Source organism: Alcaligenes nematophilus, from assembly GCF_026344155.1.
In the GTDB taxonomy this organism is placed as follows: domain Bacteria; phylum Pseudomonadota; class Gammaproteobacteria; order Burkholderiales; family Burkholderiaceae_B; genus Alcaligenes; species Alcaligenes phenolicus.
In genome coordinates this window covers 237,096-263,192 of sequence record NZ_JAPKMZ010000002.1, presented here as the reverse complement: position 1 = coordinate 263,192, position 26,097 = coordinate 237,096, and the positions used below count along the sequence as shown (strand labels likewise).

Here is a 26,097-nt window from a genome sequence, read left to right as displayed (position 1 = left end):
TCAATTATTTTAGTCTTCAGGAGGTCTTCTCATGGCCCTAGTTTCCATGCGCCAGCTGCTCGATCACGCGGCCGAGCACGGTTATGGTATTCCAGCGTTCAACGTCAATAACCTGGAGCAGGTCCAGGCCATTATGGAAGCCGCCTCGGAGACGGATAGCCCCGTCATCATGCAGGCATCGGCCGGCGCCCGTAAATACGCAGGCGAAGCGTTTCTGCGTCACCTGATCGAAGCTGCTGTCGAGTCCTACCCCAACATCCCTGTGGTGATGCACCAGGACCACGGCCAGTCCCCCGAGATTTGCAAAGGCGCTATCGAACTGGGTTTCTCCAGTGTGATGATGGACGGCTCCTTGCTGCCCGACGGCAAGACCATTGCCGATTTTGAATACAACGTGGAAGTTACCCGCAAAGTGGTCGAAATGGCTCACAAGCTGGGCGTGACCGTTGAAGGCGAACTGGGCTGCCTGGGTTCCCTGGAAACCATGCAGGGCGACAAGGAAGACGGTCACGGTGCTGACGGCGTTCTGACTCTGGACCAGTTGTTGACCGACCCCGAGCAGGCTGCTGAGTTTGTGACACGCACTCAACTGGATGCACTGGCCATCGCCATCGGTACCAGCCACGGTGCTTACAAGTTCACCCGCAAGCCTACCGGCGACATTTTGTCCATCGAGCGCGTGAAAGAAATTCACCGTCGTTTGCCCAATACTCACCTGGTCATGCACGGCAGCTCCAGTGTGCCTCAGGAACTGCTGGCTGAAATCCGCCAGTTCGGTGGCAACATGAAAGAAACCTACGGCGTGCCTGTGGAAGAAATTCAGGAAGCCATCAAGTACGGTGTGCGCAAGGTCAATATCGACACCGATATCCGTTTGGCCATGACCGCTGCCATCCGTCGTTTCCTGTTCGAAAACCCGGAGAAATTCGACCCACGCGAATACCTGAAACCTGCTCGCGAAGCCGCCAAGAAAGTGTGCGTGGCCCGCTACCAGCAGTTTGGTGCCGCCGGTCAGGCCTCCAAGATCAAGGCCATTCCTTTGCAGGAAATCGCCCGCCAGTACAGCACCGGCGAGTTGTCCCAGATCGTTCAGTAATTTTGTCAGGCGGAGCAGGAGTGGGCAGCACGACTGCCCGCCCCGGTCTCCGCGTCTTTGCCCGGTGCCGCAGGCGCCGGGATTGTCGTCCCGCCTGCATCCATAGTCAGCGGGATGTTTTCGTTTTAAGGATGAAATCGTGCAAGAGCCCTTACATCAATCCAGCCTGAGCTCCCTGCCGCTACTCGCGCGCGGCAAAGTTCGGGACATGTATGCGGTGGGTGAGGACAAGTTGTTGATTGTGGCCAGTGATCGCATTTCGGCATTCGATGTGATTCTGGACGATCCCATTCCCGGCAAGGGCGCTGTCTTGACGCAGATGACCGAGTTCTGGCTGAACAAGCTGGCGCACATCATCCCTAATCACACCACTGGCGTGAACCCGGTTGATGTGGTGGCGCCTGAAGAGCGCGCCCAAGTGGAAGGCCGCTCCATGGTGGTCAAGCGCTTGAAGCCCATCATGGTGGAAGCCGTGGCTCGTGGTTATCTGATTGGTTCGGGCTGGAAAGACTACCAGGCTACCGGCGCGGTATGTGGCATCACCTTGCCGGCTGGCCTGAAGCAAGCGGCCAAGCTGCCTCATGTGCTGTTTACGCCGGCTGCCAAAGCAGAAATGGGCTCGCATGACGAGAACGTGGATTTCGCCCACGTGGTCAAGGAAGTCGGTCAGGAGCTGGCCGAGCAAATCCGTGATGTGACCTTGCGTTTGTACACCGAAGCTGCTGACTACGCGGCCAGCCGTGGCATTCTGATTGCCGATACCAAATTTGAGTTTGGCCTGGACGATCAAGGCCAGTTGCATTTGATGGATGAAGTGCTGACCCCGGATTCCTCGCGTTTCTGGCCAGCCGACAGCTATGCCGAAGGCATCAGCCCACCGTCTTACGACAAGCAATTTGTGCGCGATTGGTTGGAAACCCAGGTTTGGGACAAGACGCCACCCGCTCCTCGCTTGCCTGCTGAGGTGGCCGAGCGTACGGCTGACAAATACCGTGAAGCCCTGGAACGCCTGACAGCGTGAACGATTTACAGCCCGGACAGGCGCTCGCCGTAAACGAGCTGCCTGCTCGTCCTTCGCAGGGTGCCAAGCGGCTGCATGTCCTTGGACGACTTAGCTACAGCGAGCCGGGCTTTGGGGGAGGGCGATGGGCAGAGCAAAGTCTGCCTCGCCGGAAAACCCATCATTGGATGGACCCTGCTGTTTTTCTATTTACCAAGGCGCCTGGCAGCATGGCGCCTTCTTCCTTTTAGGGCGTATCTCTAATGAGCGTACAAACTCCTGCGGCCCCCACAGTGGGCATTGTGATGGGTTCCTCCAGCGACTGGGATGTCATGAGCCAGGCTGTGGCCATTCTGGACGAATTTGGCGTGTCCTATGAGTGCCGTGTGGTCTCTGCCCACCGCATGCCGATTGATATGGTGGACTATGGTGCCCAGGCTCCGGCCCGTGGCCTGAAAGCCATTATTGCCGGTGCAGGCGGCGCGGCTCACTTGCCCGGCATGCTGGCTGCCCTGACGCACTTGCCCGTGTTTGGCGTACCTGTACCTTCGCGCTACCTGCGCGGTGAAGATTCCCTGCTGTCGATTGTGCAAATGCCCAAGGGCGTGCCGGTTGCTACCTTTGCCATTGGCGAGGCTGGTGCCGCCAATGCCGCGCTGCACGTGATTGCCAATCTGGCGGTCAACGATGCTGTGCTGACTGAAAAACTGATTGCGTACCGTGCCCGCCAGACCGAGGCCGCCCGAGCTATGCGTGTTCCTCCTGCTACTGCCTGATTTTATTTTGTGATGATGACCCCCATGACTGATGTTGCCCTTCTGGTCCCTGGCTCCTGGCTGGGCATGATTGGAGGCGGCCAACTGGGCCGCATGTTCTGCCATAGCGCCCAAAGCCTGGGCTACAAGGTGGCCGTGCTGGACCCGGACACCCATAGCCCTGCAGGCGCAGTGGCGGATCTGCATATCTGTGCGGCCTACGATGACGCACAAGCGCTTTCCCGTCTGGGGGACTTGTGCCAAGCCGTCAGTACCGAGTTCGAGAACGTCCCGGCGCAGTCCTTGCTGACCTTGGCCCAGCACACACGAGTCACACCGTCTGGTGATGCCGTAGGCATTGTGCAGGATCGTATTCGTGAAAAAGCCTTTATCGCGCAGGCCGGTGTGCCGGTGGCTCCTTATGCGGCCATCGAAAGCCTGGACGATTTGCAGGCCGCTGACAGCGCCTTGTTCCCCGGCATTTTGAAGACTGCGCGTTTTGGTTACGACGGCAAGGGTCAGGCACGTGTGGCAGACCGTGAACAGGGGCTGGCTGCCTTCAAGGAGTTCGGTTCCCAGGCCTGTGTGCTGGAAGCCCTGCAACCCTTGAAATCCGAAATTTCGGTTGTCTTGGCCCGTGGCCTGGACGATCAGGTCAAAACCTTCCCATGTGCCCGTAATGAGCACCGTGATGGCATTTTGGCCGTGTCCACCATCAGCGCCCAGTTTCAGGATGATGCCTTGTCCGAGCAGGCCCGTCAGGCGGCTGCCGCTATCGCCCGTACGCTGGACTACGTGGGTGTCTTGTGTGTGGAGTTCTTCATTCTGGAAGATGGCCGTTTGTTAGCCAATGAGGTGGCTCCCCGTCCGCACAATAGCGGTCACTACACCATGAACGCCTGCGTCACCAGCCAGTTTGAACAGCAAGCCCGCGTGATGGCGGCCTTGCCTTTGGGTGATACCAGCGCTTTGTGTCCTTCCATGATGCTCAACATCCTGGGCGATATCTGGTTTGATGAACAGGGCCAGATGCGTGAACCTGATTGGGCTGCCTTGCTGGCTGTGCCTGGCGTGTCCTTGCACCTGTACGGCAAGGCCGAGGCCCGTGTTGGCCGCAAGATGGGTCACGTCAATATTGTGGGCGAGTCGGATCAGCAAGTGCGTGAACGCACTGCCCGAGCCGCCGCTGCCTTGCGTATCGCGTTTGATCATGAGTGATTCCACCCGTAGCCCTTCCGAGCAGCAGATAGAGCAAGCCGCCCGTGTGCTGGCACAAGGGGGGCTGGTGGCCTTTCCAACCGAGACAGTCTACGGTCTGGGCGCGGATGCAGAAAACCCGGCGGCGGTGCAACTGATTTACAAAGCCAAGGGCCGCCCTGCGAATCATCCCTTGATTGTGCATGTGGCCCCCGGTGCCGACTTGCGTTATTGGGTGACGGATATTCCGCCCGTGGCGCAGCAATTGATTGATGCCTTCTGGCCGGGTCCTTTGACGCTGATCTTGCCGCGCAATCCGGCTATTCCGGATACGGTCAGTGGCGGGCAAAGCAGCATTGGTATTCGTTGCCCTTCCCATCCGGTGGCACAGGCTTTGCTCAAGCGCATGGCAGAACTCAAGCCCAGCGGTCAGGCCGGTGTGGCGGCGCCTTCGGCCAACAAGTTCGGTCAGGTATCGCCCACGGCGGCCAGCCATGTACGCGATGAATTCGCGGACATGAGTGCAGAGGAACTGCTGATTGTGGAAGCGGGCCCGTCGGAAGTGGGCATCGAGTCCACCATTGTGGACGTGTCGCGTACTCATCAAGGTGTGGGTGCCGTGCTTTTGCGGCCTGGCCACATTAGCGCCGCCATGATTGCCGAGGTTATCGGCTACGAACCCGCCAGCCCGGATCAACAAGCCCCACAGGTTTCGGGCAGCTTGAAAGCGCACTATGCGCCTCGTACCCCTCTGTCTTTATTTGATGAAAATAGAGCGGCTGCGGTGCAGGCTGCTTTGAGCCAGGGGGGCAAGCAGGCCATTGTCGCTTTTGCCTCCTTGCCGCCATTTTCGGCGGAGGTGCACGACTGGTATGTGTGCAGCCCGGATGCGCAGCTTTATGCCCAGGACTTGTACGCCATGTTGCGTCGTCTGGACCAAGGCCAGTACCAACATATTTGGGTGCAGCGTTGCCCGGATACGCCGGACTGGCAGGCGGTCAATGACCGCCTGGGCCGAGCAGCAGCAGCCTTTGAATAAGTCTGCTGTTTAGTAGTGCGTGTGTGCTTTAAGGGCTGAGCTTAGGGACTGAGTGAGTTCGCTACTTAGCGGGCTGTTCGTTTCAGAAAGTCCACAATCGCCTGGTTCACCTGCGCTTCCTTATCCCGGTAGGGCAGGTGACCGCATTGCTCCAGTTCCAGCAGCTCCGTGTGGGGCACCAGCTCCTTGATGCGGCGGATCTGTTCCAGCGTGCCGTACTCATCATCTACGCCCTGAATCGCCAGAATCGGGCAGGTGATACGGCTGACCTCTTGTTCAATATTCCAGTCGCGGAATCGGGGATCGGTCCAGGTGGCGTTCCAGCCCCAGAAAGCGGATTCCACATCATCGTGATAGCGGCCCAGACGTTCGCGTAAAAAGCCTTGCTCGTAGGCTTCGCGGGCAACCAGAATGCCGCGCAGGGAAATGTCTTCCACGAACAGGTGCGGGGCCATCACTACAATGCCTTGCAGCTTGTCGCTAAAGCCACTGGCCGCCAGCAGGGCAATCGAGCCACCATCGCTGTGGCCGACCAGCACAATCGGGCGCTTCTTGCCGTCTTCGCCCAGTTGCTCCAGTAGTTGAGGCAGCACGTCCAGCGACTGCTCATGCAGGTAGTCGGGCTCTTTGGGGCGATTATCCGGGCGAGGGGTGCTGCGGCCATAGCCATAGCGGGAATACATCAGGCCGCTACAGCCGGTTTGTTCGCACAGTTGTGCCGGCCAGTCTTTCCACATGGCAATCGAGCCCAGACCTTCGTGCAGGAACACCAGCAAAGGGGCGGTTTCCCGTTCGGGGGCAATGCGTTGATATTCCAGCTGGATGGCTTGTGAGCCCTGAGTCAGGCTCGCAAATTGCAAAGATGAATCGAGTGTTGTCATAGCCTTGGTTGTGCATAGCCCCGAACAAACCGGGCGCTCAGGTAATTAGTAATCAGGAAACTCTCTTTATGCCATAGATTGGTATAAGACGCACAGGCTGGCTTCTCCTGATACCGGATGTGGACAGTTTGCTGCGGTTTGTGGCGCAGTAGGGGCAGGGGCTGCAAATTCTGGCAGAGATGGTAGAGTGGCGATCTCGATCTTTTTTGCCGCCGGGCCGTTCCAAGGTGAAAGCTCCCCCTTGGAGGGGCAGCAAGCCGAAGGTGTAGCGTGGGGGCTTTTTTTGTCGCCGGGCCGCCCCAAGGCAAAAACTCCCCCTCGGGGGGCAGCAAGCCGAAGGTGCAGCGTGGGGGCTTTTTTCGTTGTACAACAACATGAAATTTGCTGAATTTGAAGTGGGTATGGTCATCAAGCACCCACTTGTCCCTGTGACTCGCGAAGAAATGCTGGAATTTGCCCAGAAATACGATCCGCAGTCCTTTCATATTGACGACAAGCAGGCCGAAGAGGGCCATTGGGGCGGTTTGATCGCCAGCGGCTGGCTCACTTGCGGCAAAACCATGCGCATGGCCGTGGATTCTGCCTTGCACGATTCCGAGTCCTTTGGTTCGCCCGGTCTGGAGCGTCTGCGCTGGGTTTTGCCTGTGCGGGCCGGTGATTCAATCCGTCTGGAGGCCACGGTGGCGTCCAAGCGTGTGTCCAGCAGCCGTTCAGATCTGGGTATCATTCGCTGGAATTGGAATGTGTTCAATCAGCGTGATGAGCTGGTGCTGGAAATGGAATCGACCAGCATGTTTGAGTTGAAGTCCGAACAAGAATAAAAAGACCGCCACCGCATAGTTTTGGTTTACCAACTTTCCAGCGGCCATTTTGATCTTGAGACGGCCCTGCGACTGGAAAGAACCTTCATTCCAGGCTTTTTGCCCGCTGCTTATGAAGGGATACTGTTTACCTCGAGTCTCTCGGCAGTAAAAACCGTAAATGCAGACGGGAGAGAAGTCCCCTTACGGCATGTAATTCACCAGTTTGTTCCGGTTGAAACGGACAAGGGCAAAGCCTTTGGCTTTGCCCTGTTTGGTTTGCTTTAGAAGAAAGCCTGAATCCCGGTTTGTGCGCGTCCCAGAATCAGGGCATGTACGTCGTGGGTGCCTTCGTAGGTGTTCACCACTTCCAGATTGACCAGGTGGCGAGCAATACCGAACTCGTCAGAGATACCATTACCTCCCAGCATGTCGCGTGCCAGTCGGGCAATATCCAGTGCCTTGCCGCAGGAGTTGCGCTTCATGATGGAGGTGATTTCGACCGCCGCTGTGCCTTCGTCTTTCATGCGTCCCAGACGCAGGCAGCCTTGCAGCGCCAGTGTAATTTCGGTCTGCATATCAGCCAGTTTTTTCTGGATCAGTTGATTGGCCGCCAAGGGGCGACCAAACTGCTTGCGGTCCAGGGTGTACTGGCGGGCGGTATGCCAGCAGGATTCGGCGGCGCCCAAGGCACCCCAGGCAATCCCGAAGCGGGCCGAGTTCAGGCAGGTGAAAGGGCCACGCAAACCCGAGACATGGGGCAGCATCTGGCTGTCTGCAATCTCCACATCGGCCATGACGATTTCGCCGGTCAGGGAAGCACGCAAGCCTACTTTGCCGTGAATGGCCGGGGTGGACAGACCTTTCATGCCTTTTTCCAGAATGAAGCCGCGGATCTTGCCGTCGTCGTCACCACCCACGACTTTGGCCCAGACCACCAGCACATCGGCGATGGGGGAGTTGGTAATCCAGGTCTTGTTGCCGCTCAGACGATAGCCACCGTCCACTTTTACAGCGCGGCTTTCCATGGCGCCGGGGTCCGAGCCATGATTGGGTTCAGTCAGGCCAAAGCAGCCAATCCATTGGCCGCTGGCCAGCTTGGGCAGATATTTCTGTTTTTGTTCTTCGCTGCCAAATTCAAAAATCGGCACCATGACCAGAGAGGATTGCACGCTCATCATGGAGCGGTAGCCTGAATCCACACGCTCCACTTCGCGGGCGATCAAACCATAGCTGACATAGTTCAGACCAGCGCCACCGTAGGCTTCGGGAATGGTGGCCCCCAACAGGCCCAGCGAGCCCATCTCGGCAAAGATGGCGGGGTCAGTCTGTTCGTGGCGAAAGGCCTCCAGTACGCGTGGCAGCAGCTTTTCCTGTGCATAGGCGTGGGCGGCATCGCGCACCATGCGCTCTTCATCGCTCAACTGCTGATTCAACAGCAGGGGGTCGTCCCAATGGAAAGAGGGATTGGCAGACATAGAGGTACTCCGGGAAGATCAAAGAGGGTCAGTCAGGTGGAGCCTGGATGGGCGCCATCAGTCTGGAAAATAGAAAAGAGCTGCTTCAGTATCGCTGACAGTCGCCACTATGAGCAGCAAGCGCATCTTCAGGTGGCTGTGGATCAGCGAGATCAATATAAAGTCTCAGCATAGTGTGCATAAAGCGCACAAGGCAATTGATAAAATTGCACAATGTCGTGTTCTGGCGTAACGATCCGGCTCTGCACTGAATGAGGAGGGCTGAGGCGGCATGATTAAGAGGAAGAGCTATGAGACAAGGCGTACCCAGTTTGGGCGCATTACAGGCCTTTGAGGCCACGGCCCGCTTGGGGACTTTTTCCCGTGCGGCCGAGGAACTGTCCTTGACGCATAGCGCGGTGTACCGGCAGGTTAGCGGCCTGGAACAACGTCTGGGCGTGACCTTGCTGACACGGGTGCGGCGGCGTCTGGTGTTGACTCCGGCAGGGCGCGATTATGCTGCTCGCATCCGTCACCATCTGGAGCAAATCGGCAAGGATACTTTCAGCCTGATTGCACGCGCCGGTGTGGGCCGCAGCATCCATCTGGCCGTGTTGCCTACCTTGTCGACCGTGTGGTTGATGCCGCGTCTGGCCCGTTTCTCCCAGCGCTATCCGGATATCACCGTCAGCCTGTCCGTGCGTACCACTCCGTTTCAGTTTGGCGACCACCCCTTTGATGCTGCCATTTATCATGGACGGCAGTTGTGGCCGCAAACTGAAGGGATCAAGCTGTTTGACGAAGGCGAACTGGTGCCGGTCTGCTCGCCCAAGCTGGCCGCCAGTGGCGATTGGCAAAAGCTGGTTCACCTGCATATGTCCACTCGCCCCGATAGCTGGTCGGACTGGTATCGATCTGCCGGTCTGGAGCCTGATTTGCGTGTCAGTTCCGGCCCGCGTTACGAGCTGTTCAGCCTGGTGATGGCGGCATTGCATGCTGACATGGGCGTGGCCTTGATGCCGCGTTTTCTGGTGCAACAGGCGCTGGAGCAGGGCGAGCTGATCATGCCGCTGGACCATGCCATGCCTGTCAGTGAGGCCTATTTTTTTAGTTATCCCACGGCCAATGAGCCCAGCGAAGCGGTGCTTTTGCTGGAACAATGGCTGCTTGAGGACCAAAAGGAGAACACATGAGATTGCACTGGAAACCGGCTCTGTTGTCGGCTGCCTTGACCTTGGCTCTGGCGCTACCTGCGCACGCTCGGGAAGCAGCCAACCAGCATTTGAACCCGGAAACCGCCAGCAGTGTCATGCAGCGTGACAAGCTTGTCACCCAGAAAAGCATGGTGGTGACGGCACATCCTTTGGCGACACAAGCGGGTTTGCGCATCCTGGATCAGGGAGGCAGTGCGGTGGATGCGGCTATTGCGGCTCAGTTGGTTCTGGGGCTGGTGGAACCACAGTCTTCCGGCATTGGCGGTGGTGGCTTCTTGCTGATGTTCCAGCCCAAGACCGGCCTGATGAGCTATGACGGACGGGAAACGGTGCCCGCAGCCAGCAGTCTGGATCGCTTCGAGCTGGACGGTAAAACCATGTCCTTCAAGCAGGCGGTCAATAGTGGTCGCTCGGTAGGCGTACCGGGTTTGTTGCGTGCCCTGGATTTGATGCATAAAGACGGTGGCGTGCTGCCGTGGGCGAATTTGTTTGACCCGGCGATTGAGCTTGCCGAGGTCGGTTTTGAAGTCAGCCCACGCTTGAATACCTTGATTGCCGATAATCCTGAACTGGCTGACAAGGCGGCTACACGTGCCTATTTTCTGGACGAGCAAGGCAAGCCCTGGCCAGTTGGTCATCGTTTGCAGAACAAGGAATATGCGCAGGTGCTGCGCTTGTTGGCCAGGCAGGGTGCACAGGCTTTTTATCAAGGTGAACTTGCCCAGGATATGGTGGCTGCCGTCGCTGCCGATCCCATTGCGGGTGATCTGGCCGTGTCTGACTTGACGCAGTACCGCGCCTTGCGTCGTGAACCCCTCTGTATGGACTGGCAGCAAGTGGCTCTCTGTGGCATGGCACCGCCCAGTTCCGGGGCTATCAGTGTGATGCAGATGCTGGGTATCTTGCAGCACACGCCCATTGCTGCGGCGAAGCCGCAATCTGTGGAAGCGATTCACTATTTCTCTGAAGCGGGGCGTTTGGCCTTCGCGGATCGGGATGCCTGGGTGGCCGATCCGGCATTTGTGTCTGTCCCTCAGCAGGCTTTGCTGGCTCCGGAGTATCTGAAATCCCGCGCTGCCTTGATTCAGCCAGACCGATCCATGGGACACGCTCAACCGGGTAAGCCCTTGGCCGACTCACAGGCTGCCAGCGACAACACGCCCGAGCTGCCTTCCACGACGCATTTGTCCGTGGCGGATGCCAAGGGGCAAGTGGTGTCCATGACCACTTCGGTCGAGTCAGCTTTTGGTAGCAAGATCATGGTGCATGGTTTCTTGATGAACAATCAGCTGACTGACTTTGCCTTGAGCCCCAAAGACGAAATGGGACGCCTGTCCGTGAATCGGGTGGAGCCCGGCAAGCGTCCACGCAGTTCCATGGCACCGATGATGGTGATGCAGGATGGCCGTCCTGTCATTGCCCTGGGCTCACCCGGTGGCAGTGCCATTATTCCTTATGTGGCTCAAGCCCTGACCGGCATGTTGATGTGGAATCTGGATGCTCAACAGGCAGTCAGCCTGCCCCACTACGGCAGCCGCAATTGGGCGACTGAGCTGGAAGCTGGGACTACGGTGACGGAACAGGCGCAGGCCTTGAGGGCAATGGGGCACGAGGTGCGTGAGCAGCCTTTTCCTAGCGGTACGCATGTGATTCGCTGGACTCAGGAGGGACTGGAAGCGGGGGTAGACCCTCGGCGTGAAGGGTTGGCGTTAGGGCAATAAGCAGAGCTTGTAGCCGTGTACCCGAGGTAAACATGGGTCTTGCCGACGAGACATGCTGCAAGCGCATGGCGGACTTGGGTAAGCAGTCAGTATTCGGGAGAGGCTGTTGGCGATTTGAAGCAGATACTCGTCAGAGATTGGCAGAGACAGCAGTCGATCGTTGCCAGAGGCTGGTAGAGCTAATTGCCAAGTAGCTAGCAGGCACAAATCGTCTGGCTTCTGAAAAAATGGGTGACCAGTAAGAAGCCCTCAATGCGTGGATCTATATCCATAGCATTGAGGGCTTTTTTTCAGTCTCTTAAGTCCGGTCTGATCTCGCTGCTTAGCGGAATACCACCGTGCGCTGATCGTTCAGCAAGATGCGGTGCTCTACGTGGGCACGTACTGCACGGGCCAGAACCAGAGACTCCACATCGCTACCGATCTGGGTCAGTTCGGCTGGGCTGACCGAGTGGGTCACGTGTTCCACGTCCTGCTCGATGATCGGGCCTTCGTCCAGGTCAGCCGTTACGTAGTGGGCGGTAGCACCAATAATCTTCACACCGCGAGCATGTGCCTGATGGTAGGGGCGTGCGCCCTTGAAGCTGGGCAGGAAGCTGTGGTGAATATTGATGGCGCGGCCAGACAGGGATTGGCACAGATTGGTGGACAGAATCTGCATGTAGCGGGCCAGCACAACCAGATCAATCTTCAGGTCACGAGCCAGGTCGATGATTTGCTGCTCTTGCTCGGGGCGGGTTTCCGGTGTCACGGGCAGGTGATGGAAAGGGATGCCATAAGAAGAAGCCAGACCGGCGTGGTCGGTATGGTTGGAGGCAACGGCAGCAATTTCCACCGGCAGTTGGCCGCTATGGGCGCGGAACAGCAGATCGTTCAGGCAGTGGCCTTGGCGGCTGACCAGGATCAGCAGGCGGGCTTTACGCTGGGCGTCATAAATATTGGCGTCCATGCTGAATTTTTCAGCAATGGGTGCGAAGCTGGTTTGCAGCGCATTGACGTCCTGCTTTTCGGGCAGGGAAAACTGGATGCGCAGGAAAAAGCGGTTGGTGGCGGCGTCGCCGAACTGCTGTGCCTCAAGAATGTTGCCGTTCTGCTCAAGCAGCCAGCCCGATACGCTGTGGACAATGCCGGTACGATCCGGGCAGGATAGGGTCAAGATGTAATCGTTCATCGACAGTATTGTAAAGATTTCAGAAAAGTTTTTAAGCTGCCTGGGCCAGGGTTTCTTGGCTGTGTTGTGCAATCGCTAAACACGCGGTCAGGCCGGGGGATTCGATGCCGAACAGATTCAGCAGTCCGGGTATGCCGTGCTCGGCGGGACCCGAAAAGACAAAGTCGGCTGCCGCATGGCCTGCGGGCACAATTTTAGGCCGGATACCGCTATAGGCGGGGTTCAGGCTGTTATCAGGCAAAGCGGGCCAGTACTCGCGCACGGCCGCGTAAAAAGATTGGCCCCGCTGCGGGTCCATATCGTAGTTCTCGTCCTGTACCCATTCGGTGTCCGGGCCAAAGCGGGCTTGACCGGCCAGATCCAGCGTCAGATGCACACCCAGCCCGGCTTTATTGGGCATGGGGTAGATCAGGTGCTTGAAGGGCGAGCGACCCGCCAAAGAGAAATAGCTGCCTTTGCACAGATAGGCATGCGGGATATGGCTGGCATCCAGCCCCTCGATCTGGCGTGCGGCGGCGACCGCGCCCAAACCAGCCGCATTGATCAGATGGGTGCTTGTCAGGCTGAACGCTTCTGCGCCACCCACATGCACTTCAAAACCTTGTCCGGGCAGGACACGCGCACTGACAAAGGGCGTATTGAAGACCAGTTGGGCACCGTGGTTCTCCGCATCGCCTTGCAAGGCCAGCATCAAGGCATGGGTATCTACAATGCCGGTGGAAGGAGAGAGCAGGGCGGCGCTGCAGTTCAAGGCCAGCTCCAGAGCCTGGGCCTGGGCGGCATTAAGCCACTGCAAATCGTCTACGCCACAAGCCCGCGCCTGGGCCTGTAATTTCAGCAGGTCTGCTTCCTGTTCAGGTGTAGTCGCCACAATCAGCTTGCCACAACGGGCATGGTCGACATGGTGTTCCTGGCAGTAGTCATACAGCCGGGCTTTGCCTTCTACACACAGGCGGGCCTTCAGGCTGCCCGGTGTGTAGTAAATGCCTGCGTGTATGACCTCTGAATTGCGGGAACTGACGCCATTGCCAATGCTGGCGGTTTGCTCGATCAGCAGAACCTCCATGCCTTGCTGGGCCATTTGTCGGGCGCAGGCCAAACCTACGACTCCCGCTCCCAGCACTATGCAATCGACATCGTTTGCCATGAATCAGGACCTTATTGGCGCGTTGGAGCAAAAGGCGTAGTGTACTCCCGCCATGCTGTCGTCGTCAGGGCTGCGTTGCAACACCCCGTCACGCCAGGGAAGGAGTCAGGTCAAAGTCGCCCGCATGGTAGATCAGGGGCTGATGGGCGCTGCGTTCGCAGTGGGTGACTTCACCGATAAAGATCAGGTGATCGCCTGCCTCATGCACGGCATAAGGCTTGCACTCGAACCAGGCACTGCAGCGCTCGTCGTCCAGCATGAGCAAGCCGTGCGGGGAACGCTTGATGGGGTGATCGCGAAAACGCTCGGCCTGATCGCCCCAGGCAAAGCGCTTGGCCAGCGATAGCTGACTGGCTCCCAAAACGTGAATCACGTAGCCCTGGCCGTCCACAAAGTGTGGCAGGGACTGGGAGCGCTTGGCCAGCGACCACAGCACCAGAGGTGGGTCCAGGGAAACAGAGTTAAAGGAGCTGACGGTCAGGCCAATGGCCTGATCCGGGTGGTCTTTGTTGGCACCGGTCACGACCGTCACGCCAGTGGCGAAACGGCCCAGTGCCGAACGGAAGAAGTCGCTATCGAAGGTAGAAGAAAAAACAGTCATTGCATCAATGCTGAGGGCAGGCGTCCCCAAGGGAACGGCTTAAGGAGCCAGTCGGCTCACCTGCCAGTCAGATGTGTCCTTGCGGTCGAACACCAGCCTGTCGTGCAGGCGCGAGGCACGGCCTTGCCAGAATTCGACATGGTCTGGAGTCAGTCGGAAGCCACCCCAGTGTTCAGGGCGGGCGGGATGTTCACCTAAGCTTTCAGTGTACTGCTTGGCACGGGCATCCAGCTCTGTGCGGCTGATGGGTTGGCTTTGCGGCGAGGCCCAGGCCCCAATGCGAGAGCCCAGAGGACGGCTGTGAAAGTATTCGTCGGATTCGGCCGCGCTGATGCGGCTGATGCGGCCTTCATAGCGCACCTGGCGCTGCATGGAGGCCCAGAAAAAGGACAGGCTGGCCCAAGGGTTATGGTCCAGGTCCGTACCCTTGCGAGATTGGTAATTCGTGAAGAACACCAGGCCTTGTTCGTCGTAACCCTTGAGCAGAACAATGCGCGCCGATGGGCGGCCTTCGGGGTTCACGGTGGCCAGCGTCATCGCCGTGGGTTCGACTTCTTTCAGCTCAATCGCCTGATCCAGCCAGCGTTGGAATTGCTGGCGAGGATCGGCACAGAGTTCGTTTTCGCTCAGGGAAAAGCGTTCGTATTCGTTACGCAAATCGGCAAGGGACATGGGGCGCTCTTAGGCTTGTTGAGGATTAAGCAGTGCAGTCTGGCTCTGTAGTAATTGAACCACTGATTGCAGGCGTTTATCCAGAATTTTAGAGCGTTGCAGCGCCGAGGCGGTTTCCATGACGTATTCGATGCAAGGGCCGTTGGTTCCCTGGGCCGAGTACACCACTTGTCGCAACTGTTCGTCCGGCATACGGGGGACGTAGGCGTCGGTCTTGCGGTTCATGGTAAAGACCAGGGCACGAATATCGCCCTGGCTGGTGCGGCAGCGCAACCAGCGAGGAATATAGGCACCGCTGGGCATTTCGCGCAGCCATAGGGCATCGAATACCTTGGGGACGCTTTCGGCGGGAATACGAAAGGCCATGCCCCGGCAAGAACCGCCTACATCCAGCCCGAAAACCAGACCGGGCTGCTCGGGCGTACCGCGGTTGATACGTGACCACAAGCACAGCGCCCGATGGTAACCGCGCAGCAAGGCTTGGCGCTGCTCGGCAAATTCAAAATCGGGACGCCAGATCAGAGAGCCGTAACCATAGACCCACAGGTCTTGTTTTTCACACCACTGCACCTCTTCCAGGGATTGACGCAAAGAGGCGTTGCGCTCTTCGTCAGTCAGGACACGAAAGCTGCACGGTGTGGGTACGGCGGAAGGCGAGGCGGAAATAGAATCGATGTTCACGGCAAAAAGGGGAGGTAAGCCAAAATCACAGATGCTTGAAACCTATGACAATTGTAGAGCAAGCACAGTCCACTGTAGCGGGCTTTGATGCTGATAACTAAGGAAAAATACTAATTTGCTTATATGAGTGTTGCTATTTGGCAGGGCACAGTCAAGCCATCAGGGCATAAGGCCCGTTTCGCAGGCTGGTCAGGGGCAATTAGACGTAGAATTAACGGGTTTGGCCGCATGGGCCGGTGATGGACAGATTGCATGACAGAGCAGCACAACATGGATGCCGAACGCCGTTTCGGCGGTTTGGATCGTTTGTATGGAGCCGGAGCGCGAGAGCGTCTGGCGGCCGCCCATGTGATGGTGGCGGGTATCGGGGGCGTGGGAACCTGGGCGGTGGAAGCGCTGGCCCGTTCGGCCGTAGGCCGAATTACCCTGATTGATCTGGATAATATTGCTGAATCGAATATCAACCGCCAACTGCCTGCTCTGGACAGCACCTTGGGCATGGCCAAGATTGAAGCCATGGCCCAGCGCATTGCGCAGATCAATCCTCAGTGCCAGCTGCAGCTGATTGAAGATTTTGTCACCGAGGATAATGCGGCCAGCCTGATGGAGCAGCGTCCCGACGTGTTTCTGGATTGCACTGACCAGGCTAGTGCCAAGATTGCTCTGATCTTGCAGGCCAGGCGCTGCAAGGTGCCCCTGCTGAGCTGCGGCGGGGCAGGAGGCAAAACCGACCCGCTGACGTTGCGCCGGGGAGACTTGTCGGTAGCACGCCATGATGCCTTGCTGGGCAAGCTGCGCCAGATCCTGCGCAAGCAGCATGGCTTTGCGCGTGGCAGCGATGCTCAGGGCCGCGCCTTGAAGCGTGTGCCTCGCATGGGAGTGGATTGCCTGTGGTTCGAGCAGGAAACGCGTCTGCCACAGAACTGGACCCAGGCTGAAGACGGTGCGCTGCAAGGACTGGCCTGCGCGGGTTATGGCTCCGGGGTCACTGTGACGGCCAGCATGGGCATGCAGGCCGCCGACTACGCCTTAAACCGGATACTGAACCAGTAAGGCGTCCTGCCAGCCACGCAAGGCATTCGAGACTCGGATTGCCTTGGCGTTCAGTAAATCCTCCAGGGAAATTTCGGTTTCACGAACCAGCTTGCTATTGAGAAGCGCCTGCCGTTGCACGCCGGGCAAGAGCCAGCCTTGGGCGGGCGGTGTCCACCACTGGCCCTGTTCGTCCTGAATATAAATATTGCTGCGACTGCCTTCACAAACCCGGTTCTGTGTATCCAGATAGATCACATCAAAGATTTGGGGATGCTTTTCCAGCAGGGCGCTGGCCTCTTGATACCAGGGGCGATGCGTCGTCTTGTGCGAGAGCAGCGGGTCCTGAGCGGGCAGGGGTGTGCGGGACAGGCATAGCTGTAAGGGGCCTTCCAGTGCTGGCAGTGCGTTCGCCTGTGCCTGGGCGCTGGCGTCGGCACCCCACAAGATACGTAGTCGCAAGGGAGTGTTGACCGGGGCCTGGCCCAACGCGGTATGCATGGCCTGCAACCAGGTTTGTGCATCCCAGTCGTAGCCCAGTTCCGTGCAGCTGCGTGCCACGCGCTCCAGATGCAGTTCCAGCAGGGGGATCTGGCCGTCCGCGTCTACCCGCAAGGTTTCTATCAATTCAGGTTTGCTTTGGCTCATGATGCTGCCTTTAAGTCAGTGTTACAGGGGCCTGCAAGACACGTGCTTTCCACAAGCACTCCAACCATTCCTGGTCCGGGTCCGAGTCCAGCACAATGCCACCGCCCACGCCAAATGTTCCTTGACCATGATTGTTCAGCTCCAGACTGCGGATGCTGACATTCAGGGACAAGTCGCCCTGGGGGCTGAGATACCCCACCGAGCCGCAGTAAATACCGCGTCGCTGCGTTTCCAGTTGGCGTATGCATTGCATGGCGGCCAGCTTGGGGGCGCCGGTAATCGAACCACAGGGAAACAGGGCGCGTAGCAGGGTCTGCAGGCTGCAGTCCGGGTCTACCTCGGCCTGGATGCTGGAAGTCATGGTCCAGACGGAAGCGTATTGCTCTACATCGAACAGACTGGTGGTTTGCACGGTGCCGGTGCGGGCCACCTGGCCCAGATCGTTGCGTAGCAAATCCACAATCATCAGGTTTTCGGCCCGGTCTTTCAGGCTGCTTTGCAGCTCCTGGGCGTTTTTCTGATCTTGAACAGGGTCGGTATCGCGCGGGCGGGTGCCTTTCATGGGGCGGGTCCGCACAGTGTTGCCACGTTTTTCCAGAAACAGCTCGGGTGACAGCGACAGGATATGACGATCACCCAGATCCAGATAAGCACCGTAGGCTACAGGGTGGCGGCTGGCCAGTGCGGTATAGAGATCACGCGGTGCCATGCCGGATTGAATGCACAGGGGCATGGTGTAGTTGATCTGGTAAAAATCCCCGGCCTGCAAACCTTGCTGAACCTGGGCCAGCGCATCCCGATAGTCTTTCTGACTGATTTGAAGGCTGACCTTCAATTCGGGCTTTGCCTGACTATCCCATAAAGCCACTTCCTGCGCCTGCTCAAACACCAGCGCATTCAGGGGCGCATGGGACGCTGCATCACGCGCAGACAGACGGGGTTCGAACAACTCGGCCAGTTCGTAGTCCAGTGCCAGGGCCACCCAGTGGCCGGCTTGGCGAGCCTGTTCGATTTTTTCAAAAGCAGTACTTAAGTCCTCAGGGCTACGAGCCTGGATATGGCCCAGGTAGCCCTGCATTTCCAGCGCATAGCCTTTTAGTCTGTCTTCAAATCGGCCATACATGCGCCGTGTTCCTTTAAAAATTCCGCCAGGGCCATGCCGGTATGCGAGGCATGGTTGGCTTGTACTTGATCCGGCGTGCCTTGCTCCACTAGCCTGCCGCCGCCTGAGCCGCCTTCGGGGCCCAGATCGACAATCCAGTCTGCTTCGGCAATCAAATCCAGATTATGTTCAATCACCAGCACGGTATGACCGGCATCGACCAGTCGGTGCAGCACCACAATCAGCTTTTCCACATCCGCCATGGACAGGCCTACGCTGGGTTCGTCCAGCACGTACAAGGTGTGCGGAGCCTTGTAGGCGCGGCCTGTGCGAGTCAGACCTTCGTCCAGACGGGCCTTGACCAGTTCGCTGACCAGCTTGACGCGCTGCGCCTCGCCACCGGACAGGGTGGGGGAGGGTTGGCCCAGGGTCAGATAACCCAGGCCCACGCTTTGCATCAGCTGCAGGGGGCGCAATATTTTAGGATGTGCGGCAAAGTATTCAACCGCTTCGTCTACATCCATTTGCAAAAGCTGACCGGCGGAGACGTCGCGCCAGGTCACCGCCAGGGTTTCCGGATTGAAGCGCTGGCCGTGGCAGGCGTCACAAGGCACCTTCACGTCCGGCAGGAAGCTCATTTCCAGGGTGCGCATGCCTTGGCCTTCGCACAAGGGGCAACGGCCATCGCCGGTATTGAAGGAGAAGCGTGAGGCGCTCCAGCCGCGCAGGCGGGCATCGTTGGTGTTGGCAAACAGTTTGCGCACCTCGTCCCAGAAGCCGATATAGGTGGCCGGGCAGGAGCGGGGGGTTTTGCCAATGGGGGTCTGGTCTACTTCCAGCACGCGGTCCAGGCTTTCCCAGCCGCTGATGCTGGAACAACCCTGCCACACCGGTTTTTCTTTGCTGCCGACCACGCGCTGCAAATTATCCAGCAGCACATCGCGGGCAAAGGTGGATTTGCCGGAGCCTGACACGCCCGTCACCAGACTGAGCTTGCCCAGCGGAATACCGGCCTGGACCTTGTTCAGGTTATGCAGGCTGGCATCGTGCACCGTCAGCATGGGTGCATCGGCCTGGACGGGACGGCGTGCCTGCATGGGGTGCTTGAGCGGCTCGCGCAGATAGCGGCCAGTCAGCGAATTGGGGTTGGCCTCGATTTCTGCCAGTGTGCCCTGCGCGATGACTTCACCGCCGCGTTTGCCCGCACCGGGGCCCATATCAATAATGTGCTGGGCACGGCGTATGGTGTCTTCATCGTGCTCGACAACCACCAGCGTATTGCCGTTGCCTTCTAGACGCGCCATGGCGTTCAGCAGAATCTGGTTGTCGCGCGGGTGCAGACCGATCGTGGGTTCATCCAGCACATAGCACACGCCCTGCAGGTTTGAGCCTAACTGGGCCGCCAGACGGATACGCTGGGCTTCCCCACCCGACAAGGTGGGGGCGGCACGATCCAGCGCCAGATATCCCAGGCCCACTTCGTGCATGAAGTCCAGACGGCTGCGGATTTCGTTCAGAATGTCGCGCGCAATATCGGCCTCGCGGCCACTCATGTTCAGGTTGCCAAAAAAGGTCTGCGCTTCATCCACGGGCAAACCGGCCAGCTTGGCAATGGATTGGTCGCGCCATTCAAAAGCCAGAGAGACCGGGTTCAAACGTTGGCCGTGACAGCTTGGGCATTCCACGGCTTCGCCTTCGTAGCCGTTATTCCAGCTGTTCTCTTCGCCCGTTTGTTCCTGGTCGAAGCCGGTCAGCTTCAAGCCCGTACCAAAGCAGTCCTTGCACCAGCCGTGCTTGGAGTTGTAGGAGAACATGCGCGGGTCCGGCTCGGGGAAGCTGGTGCCGCAGCACGGGCAAGCCCGCTTGACGGAGAAGTGTTGCTGGCTGGCCGTGGACAGCGGTTGACCTTGTCGGCGTTGCTCCAGCGACATGGAACCCGATGGCGTCAGGGGGGCCAGCACACTGAAGGAGCCGTGACCCAGCTCCAGCGCCTCGCGTATGGCTTGGCGCAGTTGCAGTTCGTGGCGAGGGTCAATAATCAGGTCGGCTACCGGCAGTTCCAGCGTGTGTTCGCTGTAACGGTCCAGGCGCGGCCAAGGGTTGACGGGGATGAACTCGCCATCCACGCGCAAATGGGTATAGCCCTTGCCCTGCGCCCATTTGGCCAGGTCGGTGTAGTAGCCCTTGCGAGCGGTGACCAGGGGAGCCAGCAAACCAATATGCTCACCCTTATGATCACGCAGCAATTGCGCGGCGATTTGCTCGGCCGTTTGCGGGGCCACAGGCACATGGCAGTCCGGGCAGTATTGGGTGGCCAGCTTCACATACAGCAAGCGCAGGAAATGGTGGATTTCCGTCATGGTGGCCACGGTGGATTTGCGACCCCCACGGCTGGTGCGCTGCTCAATGGCAACGGTAGGTGGAATACCGTAGATTGCGTCCACATCGGGCTGACCGGCGGGTTGCACAATCGCGCGGGCGTAGGCGTTCAGGGATTCCAGGTAGCGGCGTTGACCTTCGTTAAACAGAATGTCGAAGGCCAGGGTGGATTTGCCCGAACCGGAGACACCCGTCACGACGGTGAAGGTGTTGTGCGGAATGCGCACCGAGATGTTCTTCAGGTTGTGTTCGCGTGCATTCAGGATGGCGATCTGGCCATCGTTGCTGCCGCCCGAGCTGGCCTTGTAATCTACCTCGGGTTCCTGGAACAGGGCCGAGCCTTTACCCAGAATGGCTTGTTCGTATTCTTTCAGGGCATGGCCGGTGTGCGATTGCTCCAGCGCCATGATGTCGCCAGGCGTACCCGTGCCCAGCAATTGGCCGCCATGTTCGCCGCCTTCGGGGCCCAGATCAATAATCCAGTCTGCCGCGCGGATCAGGTCCAGATTGTGCTCAATAATCAGCAGGCTGTGACCAGCGGCCAGCAGCTTGCGGAAGGCGCGCATCAGGCGGGCAATATCGTCAAAGTGCAGGCCGGTGGTGGGCTCGTCGAACAGGAACAGATTGCCTTTCTTGGCGACCTTCACCTGGCTTAGACGGGTGCGCGAAGCCTGGGCCAGATAAGCCGCCAGTTTCAAGCGTTGTGCCTCACCGCCCGAGAGCGTAGGCACAGGTTGGCCCAGTTTCAGGTAATCCAGGCCCACATCGGCCAGGGGTGCCAGGCCGGTTTGCACATCGCGCAGGCCTTCAAAGAACTCCATGGCCTGATGTACGGTCATGTCCAGTACCTCGTCAATCGAGGCGCTGCGACCAAAGTGTTCGATACGCACTTCCAGCACTTCGGGGCGGAAGCGCTTGCCATCGCAATCCGGGCAGCGCAGGTACACGTCCGACAGGAACTGCATTTCGATATGCTCAAAGCCCGTACCGCCGCAAGTCGGGCAGCGGCCATCGCCACTATTGAAGCTGAAGGTGCCGGGCGTGTAACTGCGTTCTTTGGATAGCGGGGCCTGGGCAAACAGCTTGCGGATAGGGTCAAAGGCACCGACATAACTGGCCGGGTTGGAGCGGGCCGTTTTGCCGATAGGCGTCTGGTCCACCATCACTACTTCGGCAATTTGCTCGGCGCCCAGCAAGGCACCGTAAGGGCCAGGGGCTTCCGTCGGCTTGCCTTGCTGTTTCAGGATGGCCGGGTAGAGCACGTCCTGGATCAGCGTGGATTTGCCCGAGCCGGAAACACCGGTCACGCAGACCAGACGGCCCAGCGGAATGGACACGGAGATATGACGCAGATTGTGTGCGCTTACGTCTTCCAGCAGCAGGCGCGGGGTGTTGTCGGCCACAGGCATGGGGCGGGGTGATTCGATGCTCAGCTCGCCACTCAGGTAGCGGCCTGTCAGCGTTTCTGCACCGCGCAAGGCTTGGGGCGAACCATCAAACAGAATCTGACCGCCACGCTCGCCAGGGCCGGGGCCCATGTCCAGAATACGGTCGGCGGCCACCATCACTTGCGGGTCGTGCTCGACCACCACCAGGGTGTTGCCATTGCCGCGCAGACGATGCATCACTTCAATAATGCGGTGCATATCGCGTGGGTGCAGGCCAATCGAGGGCTCGTCCAGCACGAACAGGGTGTTCACCAGCGAGGTGCCCAGTGCCGTGGTCAGGTTGATACGCTGCACTTCACCGCCAGACAGGGTGCGGCTTTGGCGGTCCAGCGACAAATAGGACAGGCCCACATCGCACAGATAATCCAGGCGGGACAGGGTTTCTTTCAAGAGCAGATCAATGGCCGCATCGCGTGCATCGCCAAAGTGCAGGCCACGGAAAAATGTGCGTACGTGCTCGATGGGCAAACGCATCAGGTCCGGGACGCTCAGGCCGGGCATGGCATCCAGTTGCTCGCGCAGCCAGTTTGAATGCACGGGCATGAAACGCGGGTAGCGGGAATCGGCGGGGGCCGCTTGATCGCCCACACGCCACAAGCTGGCTTCGGGTTTCAGACGCGAGCCGGCGCAGGCCGGGCAGGTGTTGTAGCTGCGGTATTTGGACAGCAGCACACGCACGTGCATCTTGTAGGCGCGCGACTCCAGCCAGTCGAAAAAGCGCTGTGCACCGTACCACTGGGTTTTCCAGGCCTGATTGCCGCCTTTCCAGTCCGGGGTGCCGTTAATCACCCAGTCGCGCTCTTCCTGGCTCAAGTCCTTCCAGGGCACGCTCAGGCGTACACCGGCTGCCGGAGCGTAGCGCTCCATCTCGACCTGACATTCTTTGTAGCTGGCTGTCTGCCAAGGGCGGATCGCACCTTCCAGCAGGCTTTTGCTGGGATCGGGAACGACCAGGCCGTAATCAATCCCCATTACCCGGCCAAAGCCACGGCAGGATTCACACGCGCCCAGGGGCGAGTTGAAGGAGAAGGTGCTGGCTACGGGCGTGCTGTATTCAATATCGCACTGGGCACAGTGCAGGCCCTGGCTGAAACGCCAGGCGGTTTCCGGGCCATCGGCACTGGCCGAAGCATACACCGTCAACTTGCCTTGTCCGTGGCGCAAGGCCGCTTCAATCGCTTCCATGAAACGTTCCGGCTCTACCGTGCTGGCACGGAAGCGGTCCTGAATCACATAGAGAAGCTTTTGCTCCGTGGGGGCGGCTTTGCTGCTTTTGCCCTTTTTCGTGCTGCTGCTGGCCGTGACGGTCTGTGTTTCTTCGTGGTGCAGGCGGGTGTAGCCCTGCTGATGCAGCAAGGTTTCAATTTCTTGCTGCGTGAAGTTGGCCGGAACCTTGACGGCAAAGGTCAGAACCAGGCGTGGGTCATCGTGGTCCTCTGCCAGCTTGCGAATCTGTTTGGCGATGCTGTCGGCATTGTCGCGGCGCACAGGCTGGGCGCACTGGCGACAATACAACTCGCCCAAGCGGGCGTACAGCAGCTTGATGTAATCGTTCAGCTCCGTCATGGTACCCACGGTACTGCGCGAGTTGCGCACCGGGTTCACCTGGTCAATGGCAATGGCGGGCAGAATGCCTTCAATGCGATCGACCTGAGGTTTGTCCATGCGGTCCAGGAACTGGCGCGCATAGGGGGAGAAGGTTTCTACATAGCGTCGTTGGCCTTCTGCATACAGAGTGTCAAAGGCCAGCGAACTTTTGCCTGAGCCGGAAACGCCGGTAATAACCAGTAACTCGCCCGTTTTGATACGTACATTCAGGTTTTTCAGAGTGTTCTGGCGGGCGCCAAAAATGCGAATTTCTGAGCTCATGGCAAGGTCGGCTTTCTGGAGAGGGCAGAGTAGGGAAGCGGCAGCGAAAAGGCCTGTCAAACAGGCCCCATGCGCCAGTGAGAGCGGTACACGCCAGCAAGGTGTTGCCAGGGATGCACACTCTAGCCTTTGTATCTTAACGCGGATTACGGTAGAATTTCTGGTTAGCTATTGCGCTTTTGTCGGGATCATCCGGCAGGGCTTACATTAAGATCGGAGATCACCATGGCGGAAATCAAACGCACTCGCCGCAACACGCTGGAGCGTCGTTGCCTGGGTAAAGCATTCAAACGTCTGTTTGTGCGCGCACCCAAGGGCGTTTTCAAAATGCTGGAAAAGGTCAAGCGCGTCTAAGTGCCTGGCTTGAGCGGTGTACAAGCAGAAACCTGATTTTTCAGCTTGAAATCACACCCAGCAGCAAAAAAACCACAGGCTTGCCTGTGGTTTTTTTGTGCGCGTTTGATTTTGCTTCGGGTTTGTCTGGAGCCCTGCAGATAGTGCGCTGCACAGCGCCGTGCTTGCTTTATGATGATGTCATTCTGATGCAGATGTAAGTAGCTGCCCGTAACAATAATCAAAACAGTGGTTTATGGGGACACCCGCGTATGGAATGGCGCCATTTGTTCACCGTCCTGACACCTAGCTATAACCGCGCTCACACCTTGGAGCGCGTTTATCGTTCCTTGTGCGAGCAAACCTGTCAGGACTTTGAGTGGGTGGTCATTGACGATGGTTCCACAGACGGGACACGGGAACTGGTGCAAGGCTGGCAACAGCAAGCCTCCTTTCCGATTCATTATGCCTGGCAGGAAAATCGTCACAAGAAGGCGGCGTTCAATCACGGCGTGGCTCTGGCCCAAGGTGAACTGGTCGTTGCTTTGGACAGTGATGACACCCTGCTGGTGAATGCGCTCTACGATATGGCGCAGATCTGGGCCGACATCCCTGTATCAGAGCGAGCAGCTTATGCAGGCATTACGGGTCTGTGTGTGCGACCGGATGGCAAGGTCGTCGGGGATATGTTTCCCCAGGATATTTTTGATGCCAGCTCTTTGGACATGAGTTTTCGCTACCACGTGCGGGGCGAGAAGTTCGGCTGTTTGAGTACCGCCGTACTGCGCAAGTTTCCCTTTCCCGATCAGATCGACGGCTTTGTGCCTGAAAGCCTGGTGTGGCGGGCGATTGCCCGTGCGGGCTACAAGAACCGATTTGTGAACACCGTATTCCGTGTCTACCACGACAGCCCGGACTCCTTGTCGGTGCAAGGCAAAACCAGCCAGCAACATGCACTGGGCTTGTGGCTGCTGGCGCAGGATACGGTGGTGAAGTGTCTGCCCTGGTTCCGCTACGAACCCAAGGCGTTCTTGATGGCTGCCGCGCGTTACACCCGCTTTGGGCTGCACCTGCGTGCCAGTGGGCGCAAGCCACCAGCAGGTTATGGCTTGAAAGGCCTGGCGTCTTATCTGCTGGTGGGTTTGATGTGGCCGGTGGGTGTCGCTTTATATCTGCGGGACAAGCGACGGGCCTGAACGCGATTAGTGCAGGGTGTGGCCGTGCACGCCCGGTTCCGGGCTGTCATCATCGTCGTCCTCGTCGTCTTCATCCGTCTCATCCTCGACGGCGAAGGCATCTTCGCTCAGGGCGAAGGGCAGCAATTCTTCCAGGGTCTCGGTCCAGGCGACTTCCTCGCCTTCTTCGTCCACTTTGATAAAGCGCACAGGCTCGGCATCACTTAACTGGATGGCCCACAGGTAACGGCAGGCGTAGACCGCCGTGTCCTTGGGGTCCAAGCCGCCGCGGTTGCCCACGATGCGGGCCTGTTCGCCGCCTACCTGCACAATCGTGAATTCGCTTTCGTCTTCATTCTTGTCCAGGGGCATGGCAAAGATGACCCATTCAAAGCCGGTTTCTTCCGCTCCCACGATCTCGGCCAGGACGGCACGACCCAGGTAGGCACTCAGCGCATCGGCGGTGCGGCCCAGGGTTTCGATCTCTTCGGTGGTAAATACAAGTTCAGGGGCGTCAGGTGTGGGCATGGCGTTTTTGGATTGTCAGCAAAAGTGAGTATATTACCTGAGACAGGCCTGCACTCAGGCCGGGTGTTTCGTTCTGAACCTGACAGAAGCGCACCTTTCGGGCGCCAAACGCCTACAATCCCAGTTTTCCGAACACGACCTGTTTTTCCTT

22 protein-coding genes are annotated in these 26,097 nt (G+C 58.5%); 11 read left to right on the top strand and 11 right to left on the bottom strand.

Features of this window, described 5'->3' with window-relative positions; all coding sequences use genetic code 11:
- Positions 1–31: 31 nt before the first annotated feature.
- The 5 genes from fba (at position 32) to OSH04_RS06265 (ending at position 5,087) form a co-directional block, all read left to right on the top strand.
- A complete protein-coding gene (fba, locus tag OSH04_RS06285) occupies positions 32–1,096 on the top strand; it encodes a class II fructose-bisphosphate aldolase (protein WP_009455128.1) in 1,065 nt (354 codons plus the stop codon).
- A gap of 139 nt (positions 1,097–1,235) precedes the next feature.
- Complete coding sequence (locus OSH04_RS06280) at positions 1,236–2,117, top strand: phosphoribosylaminoimidazolesuccinocarboxamide synthase (protein ID WP_009455127.1); 882 nt, start codon at positions 1,236–1,238, stop codon at positions 2,115–2,117.
- A 242-nt stretch (positions 2,118–2,359) separates the two neighbouring features.
- Positions 2,360–2,872: a 5-(carboxyamino)imidazole ribonucleotide mutase gene (gene purE, locus OSH04_RS06275; RefSeq protein ID WP_009455126.1), complete on the top strand. Its 513-nt coding sequence runs from the start codon at positions 2,360–2,362 to the stop codon at positions 2,870–2,872.
- A gap of 15 nt (positions 2,873–2,887) precedes the next feature.
- Positions 2,888–4,069 carry a 5-(carboxyamino)imidazole ribonucleotide synthase gene (locus OSH04_RS06270; RefSeq protein WP_407066156.1) on the top strand — a complete coding sequence of 394 codons (1,182 nt, stop codon included), beginning with the start codon at positions 2,888–2,890 and terminating at the stop codon, positions 4,067–4,069.
- Positions 4,062–5,087, top strand: coding sequence for an L-threonylcarbamoyladenylate synthase (locus OSH04_RS06265; protein ID WP_266108125.1), 1,026 nt, complete (start codon positions 4,062–4,064; stop codon positions 5,085–5,087). Before OSH04_RS06270 ends, OSH04_RS06265 begins: the two co-directional genes overlap by 8 nt.
- Positions 5,088–5,152: 65 nt before the next feature.
- On the opposite strand, the gene OSH04_RS06260 is transcribed toward OSH04_RS06265, so the two are convergent.
- Complete coding sequence (locus OSH04_RS06260; RefSeq protein ID WP_060185596.1) at positions 5,153–5,968, bottom strand: alpha/beta fold hydrolase; 816 nt, start codon at positions 5,966–5,968, stop codon at positions 5,153–5,155.
- 374 nt (positions 5,969–6,342) lie between these two features.
- Between OSH04_RS06260 and OSH04_RS06255 the strand changes: the two genes are divergently transcribed.
- Entirely contained in the window at positions 6,343–6,789 is a 447-nt protein-coding gene (locus tag OSH04_RS06255) for a MaoC family dehydratase (protein WP_035271462.1), read from the top strand.
- A gap of 263 nt (positions 6,790–7,052) precedes the next feature.
- Here the strand turns inward: OSH04_RS06255 and OSH04_RS06250 are convergent, their stop codons facing one another.
- On the bottom strand, positions 7,053–8,246 hold the full coding sequence (locus OSH04_RS06250) for an acyl-CoA dehydrogenase (protein ID WP_022983442.1): 1,194 nt from the start codon (positions 8,244–8,246) through the stop codon (positions 7,053–7,055).
- Between the two features lie 290 nt (positions 8,247–8,536).
- On the opposite strand from OSH04_RS06250, the gene OSH04_RS06245 reads away from it, so the two are divergent.
- Positions 8,537–9,418 (top strand): LysR substrate-binding domain-containing protein, encoded by an 882-nt coding sequence (locus tag OSH04_RS06245; protein ID WP_026485149.1) that lies wholly within the window; start codon positions 8,537–8,539, stop codon positions 9,416–9,418.
- A complete protein-coding gene (gene ggt / locus OSH04_RS06240) occupies positions 9,415–11,160 on the top strand; it encodes a gamma-glutamyltransferase (protein ID WP_266108124.1) in 1,746 nt (581 codons plus the stop codon). The genes OSH04_RS06245 and ggt overlap by 4 nt, the downstream gene beginning before the upstream one ends.
- Before the next feature lie 322 nt (positions 11,161–11,482).
- Here the strand turns inward: ggt and purU are convergent, their stop codons facing one another.
- The 5 genes from purU to OSH04_RS06215 all read right to left on the bottom strand — a co-directional run bounded on the left by purU (position 11,483) and on the right by OSH04_RS06215 (position 15,432).
- Entirely contained in the window at positions 11,483–12,337 is an 855-nt protein-coding gene (gene purU / locus OSH04_RS06235; protein ID WP_164837966.1) for a formyltetrahydrofolate deformylase, read from the bottom strand.
- 25 nt (positions 12,338–12,362) lie between these two features.
- On the bottom strand, positions 12,363–13,478 hold the full coding sequence (locus tag OSH04_RS06230) for an NAD(P)/FAD-dependent oxidoreductase (RefSeq protein ID WP_266108123.1): 1,116 nt from the start codon (positions 13,476–13,478) through the stop codon (positions 12,363–12,365).
- An 88-nt stretch (positions 13,479–13,566) separates the two neighbouring features.
- Positions 13,567–14,079 (bottom strand): flavin reductase family protein, encoded by a 513-nt coding sequence (locus OSH04_RS06225; protein WP_009455106.1) that lies wholly within the window; start codon positions 14,077–14,079, stop codon positions 13,567–13,569.
- A gap of 39 nt (positions 14,080–14,118) precedes the next feature.
- Positions 14,119–14,751 (bottom strand): pyridoxamine 5'-phosphate oxidase, encoded by a 633-nt coding sequence (pdxH, locus tag OSH04_RS06220; protein ID WP_266108122.1) that lies wholly within the window; start codon positions 14,749–14,751, stop codon positions 14,119–14,121.
- A gap of 9 nt (positions 14,752–14,760) precedes the next feature.
- Positions 14,761–15,432: a gamma-glutamylcyclotransferase gene (locus OSH04_RS06215; RefSeq protein ID WP_009455103.1), complete on the bottom strand. Its 672-nt coding sequence runs from the start codon at positions 15,430–15,432 to the stop codon at positions 14,761–14,763.
- 252 nt (positions 15,433–15,684) lie between these two features.
- Here OSH04_RS06215 and OSH04_RS06210 point away from each other — a divergent pair, with 252 nt between their 5' ends.
- Positions 15,685–16,485: a tRNA threonylcarbamoyladenosine dehydratase gene (locus OSH04_RS06210; protein WP_035271118.1), complete on the top strand. Its 801-nt coding sequence runs from the start codon at positions 15,685–15,687 to the stop codon at positions 16,483–16,485.
- On the opposite strand, the gene OSH04_RS06205 is transcribed toward OSH04_RS06210, so the two are convergent.
- The 3 genes from OSH04_RS06205 to uvrA are packed head-to-tail and all read right to left on the bottom strand — an operon-like array spanning position 16,462 to position 23,910.
- Positions 16,462–17,112, bottom strand: coding sequence for an aminotransferase class IV (locus OSH04_RS06205; protein WP_266108121.1), 651 nt, complete (start codon positions 17,110–17,112; stop codon positions 16,462–16,464). The genes OSH04_RS06210 and OSH04_RS06205 overlap by 24 nt on opposite strands.
- 10 nt (positions 17,113–17,122) lie before the next feature.
- Entirely contained in the window at positions 17,123–18,235 is a 1,113-nt protein-coding gene (gene pabB / locus OSH04_RS06200) for an aminodeoxychorismate synthase component I (RefSeq protein WP_266108120.1), read from the bottom strand.
- Positions 18,208–23,910 (bottom strand): excinuclease ABC subunit UvrA, encoded by a 5,703-nt coding sequence (gene uvrA, locus OSH04_RS06195; protein ID WP_266108119.1) that lies wholly within the window; start codon positions 23,908–23,910, stop codon positions 18,208–18,210. The genes pabB and uvrA overlap by 28 nt, the downstream gene beginning before the upstream one ends.
- Before the next feature lie 225 nt (positions 23,911–24,135).
- On the opposite strand from uvrA, the gene OSH04_RS06190 reads away from it, so the two are divergent.
- Positions 24,136–24,264, top strand: a complete 129-nt coding sequence (locus OSH04_RS06190; protein WP_003803595.1) for a hypothetical protein — start codon at positions 24,136–24,138, stop codon at positions 24,262–24,264.
- Positions 24,265–24,515: 251 nt separating this feature from the next.
- The gene (locus tag OSH04_RS06185) at positions 24,516–25,439 is read left to right on the top strand and encodes a glycosyltransferase family 2 protein (protein WP_035271108.1); all 924 of its coding nucleotides are present in this window, start codon (positions 24,516–24,518) and stop codon (positions 25,437–25,439) included.
- Between the two features lie 6 nt (positions 25,440–25,445).
- On the opposite strand, the gene OSH04_RS06180 is transcribed toward OSH04_RS06185, so the two are convergent.
- The gene (locus OSH04_RS06180) at positions 25,446–25,946 is read right to left on the bottom strand and encodes a hypothetical protein (protein ID WP_083054116.1); all 501 of its coding nucleotides are present in this window, start codon (positions 25,944–25,946) and stop codon (positions 25,446–25,448) included.
- Positions 25,947–26,097 lie beyond the last annotated feature (151 nt).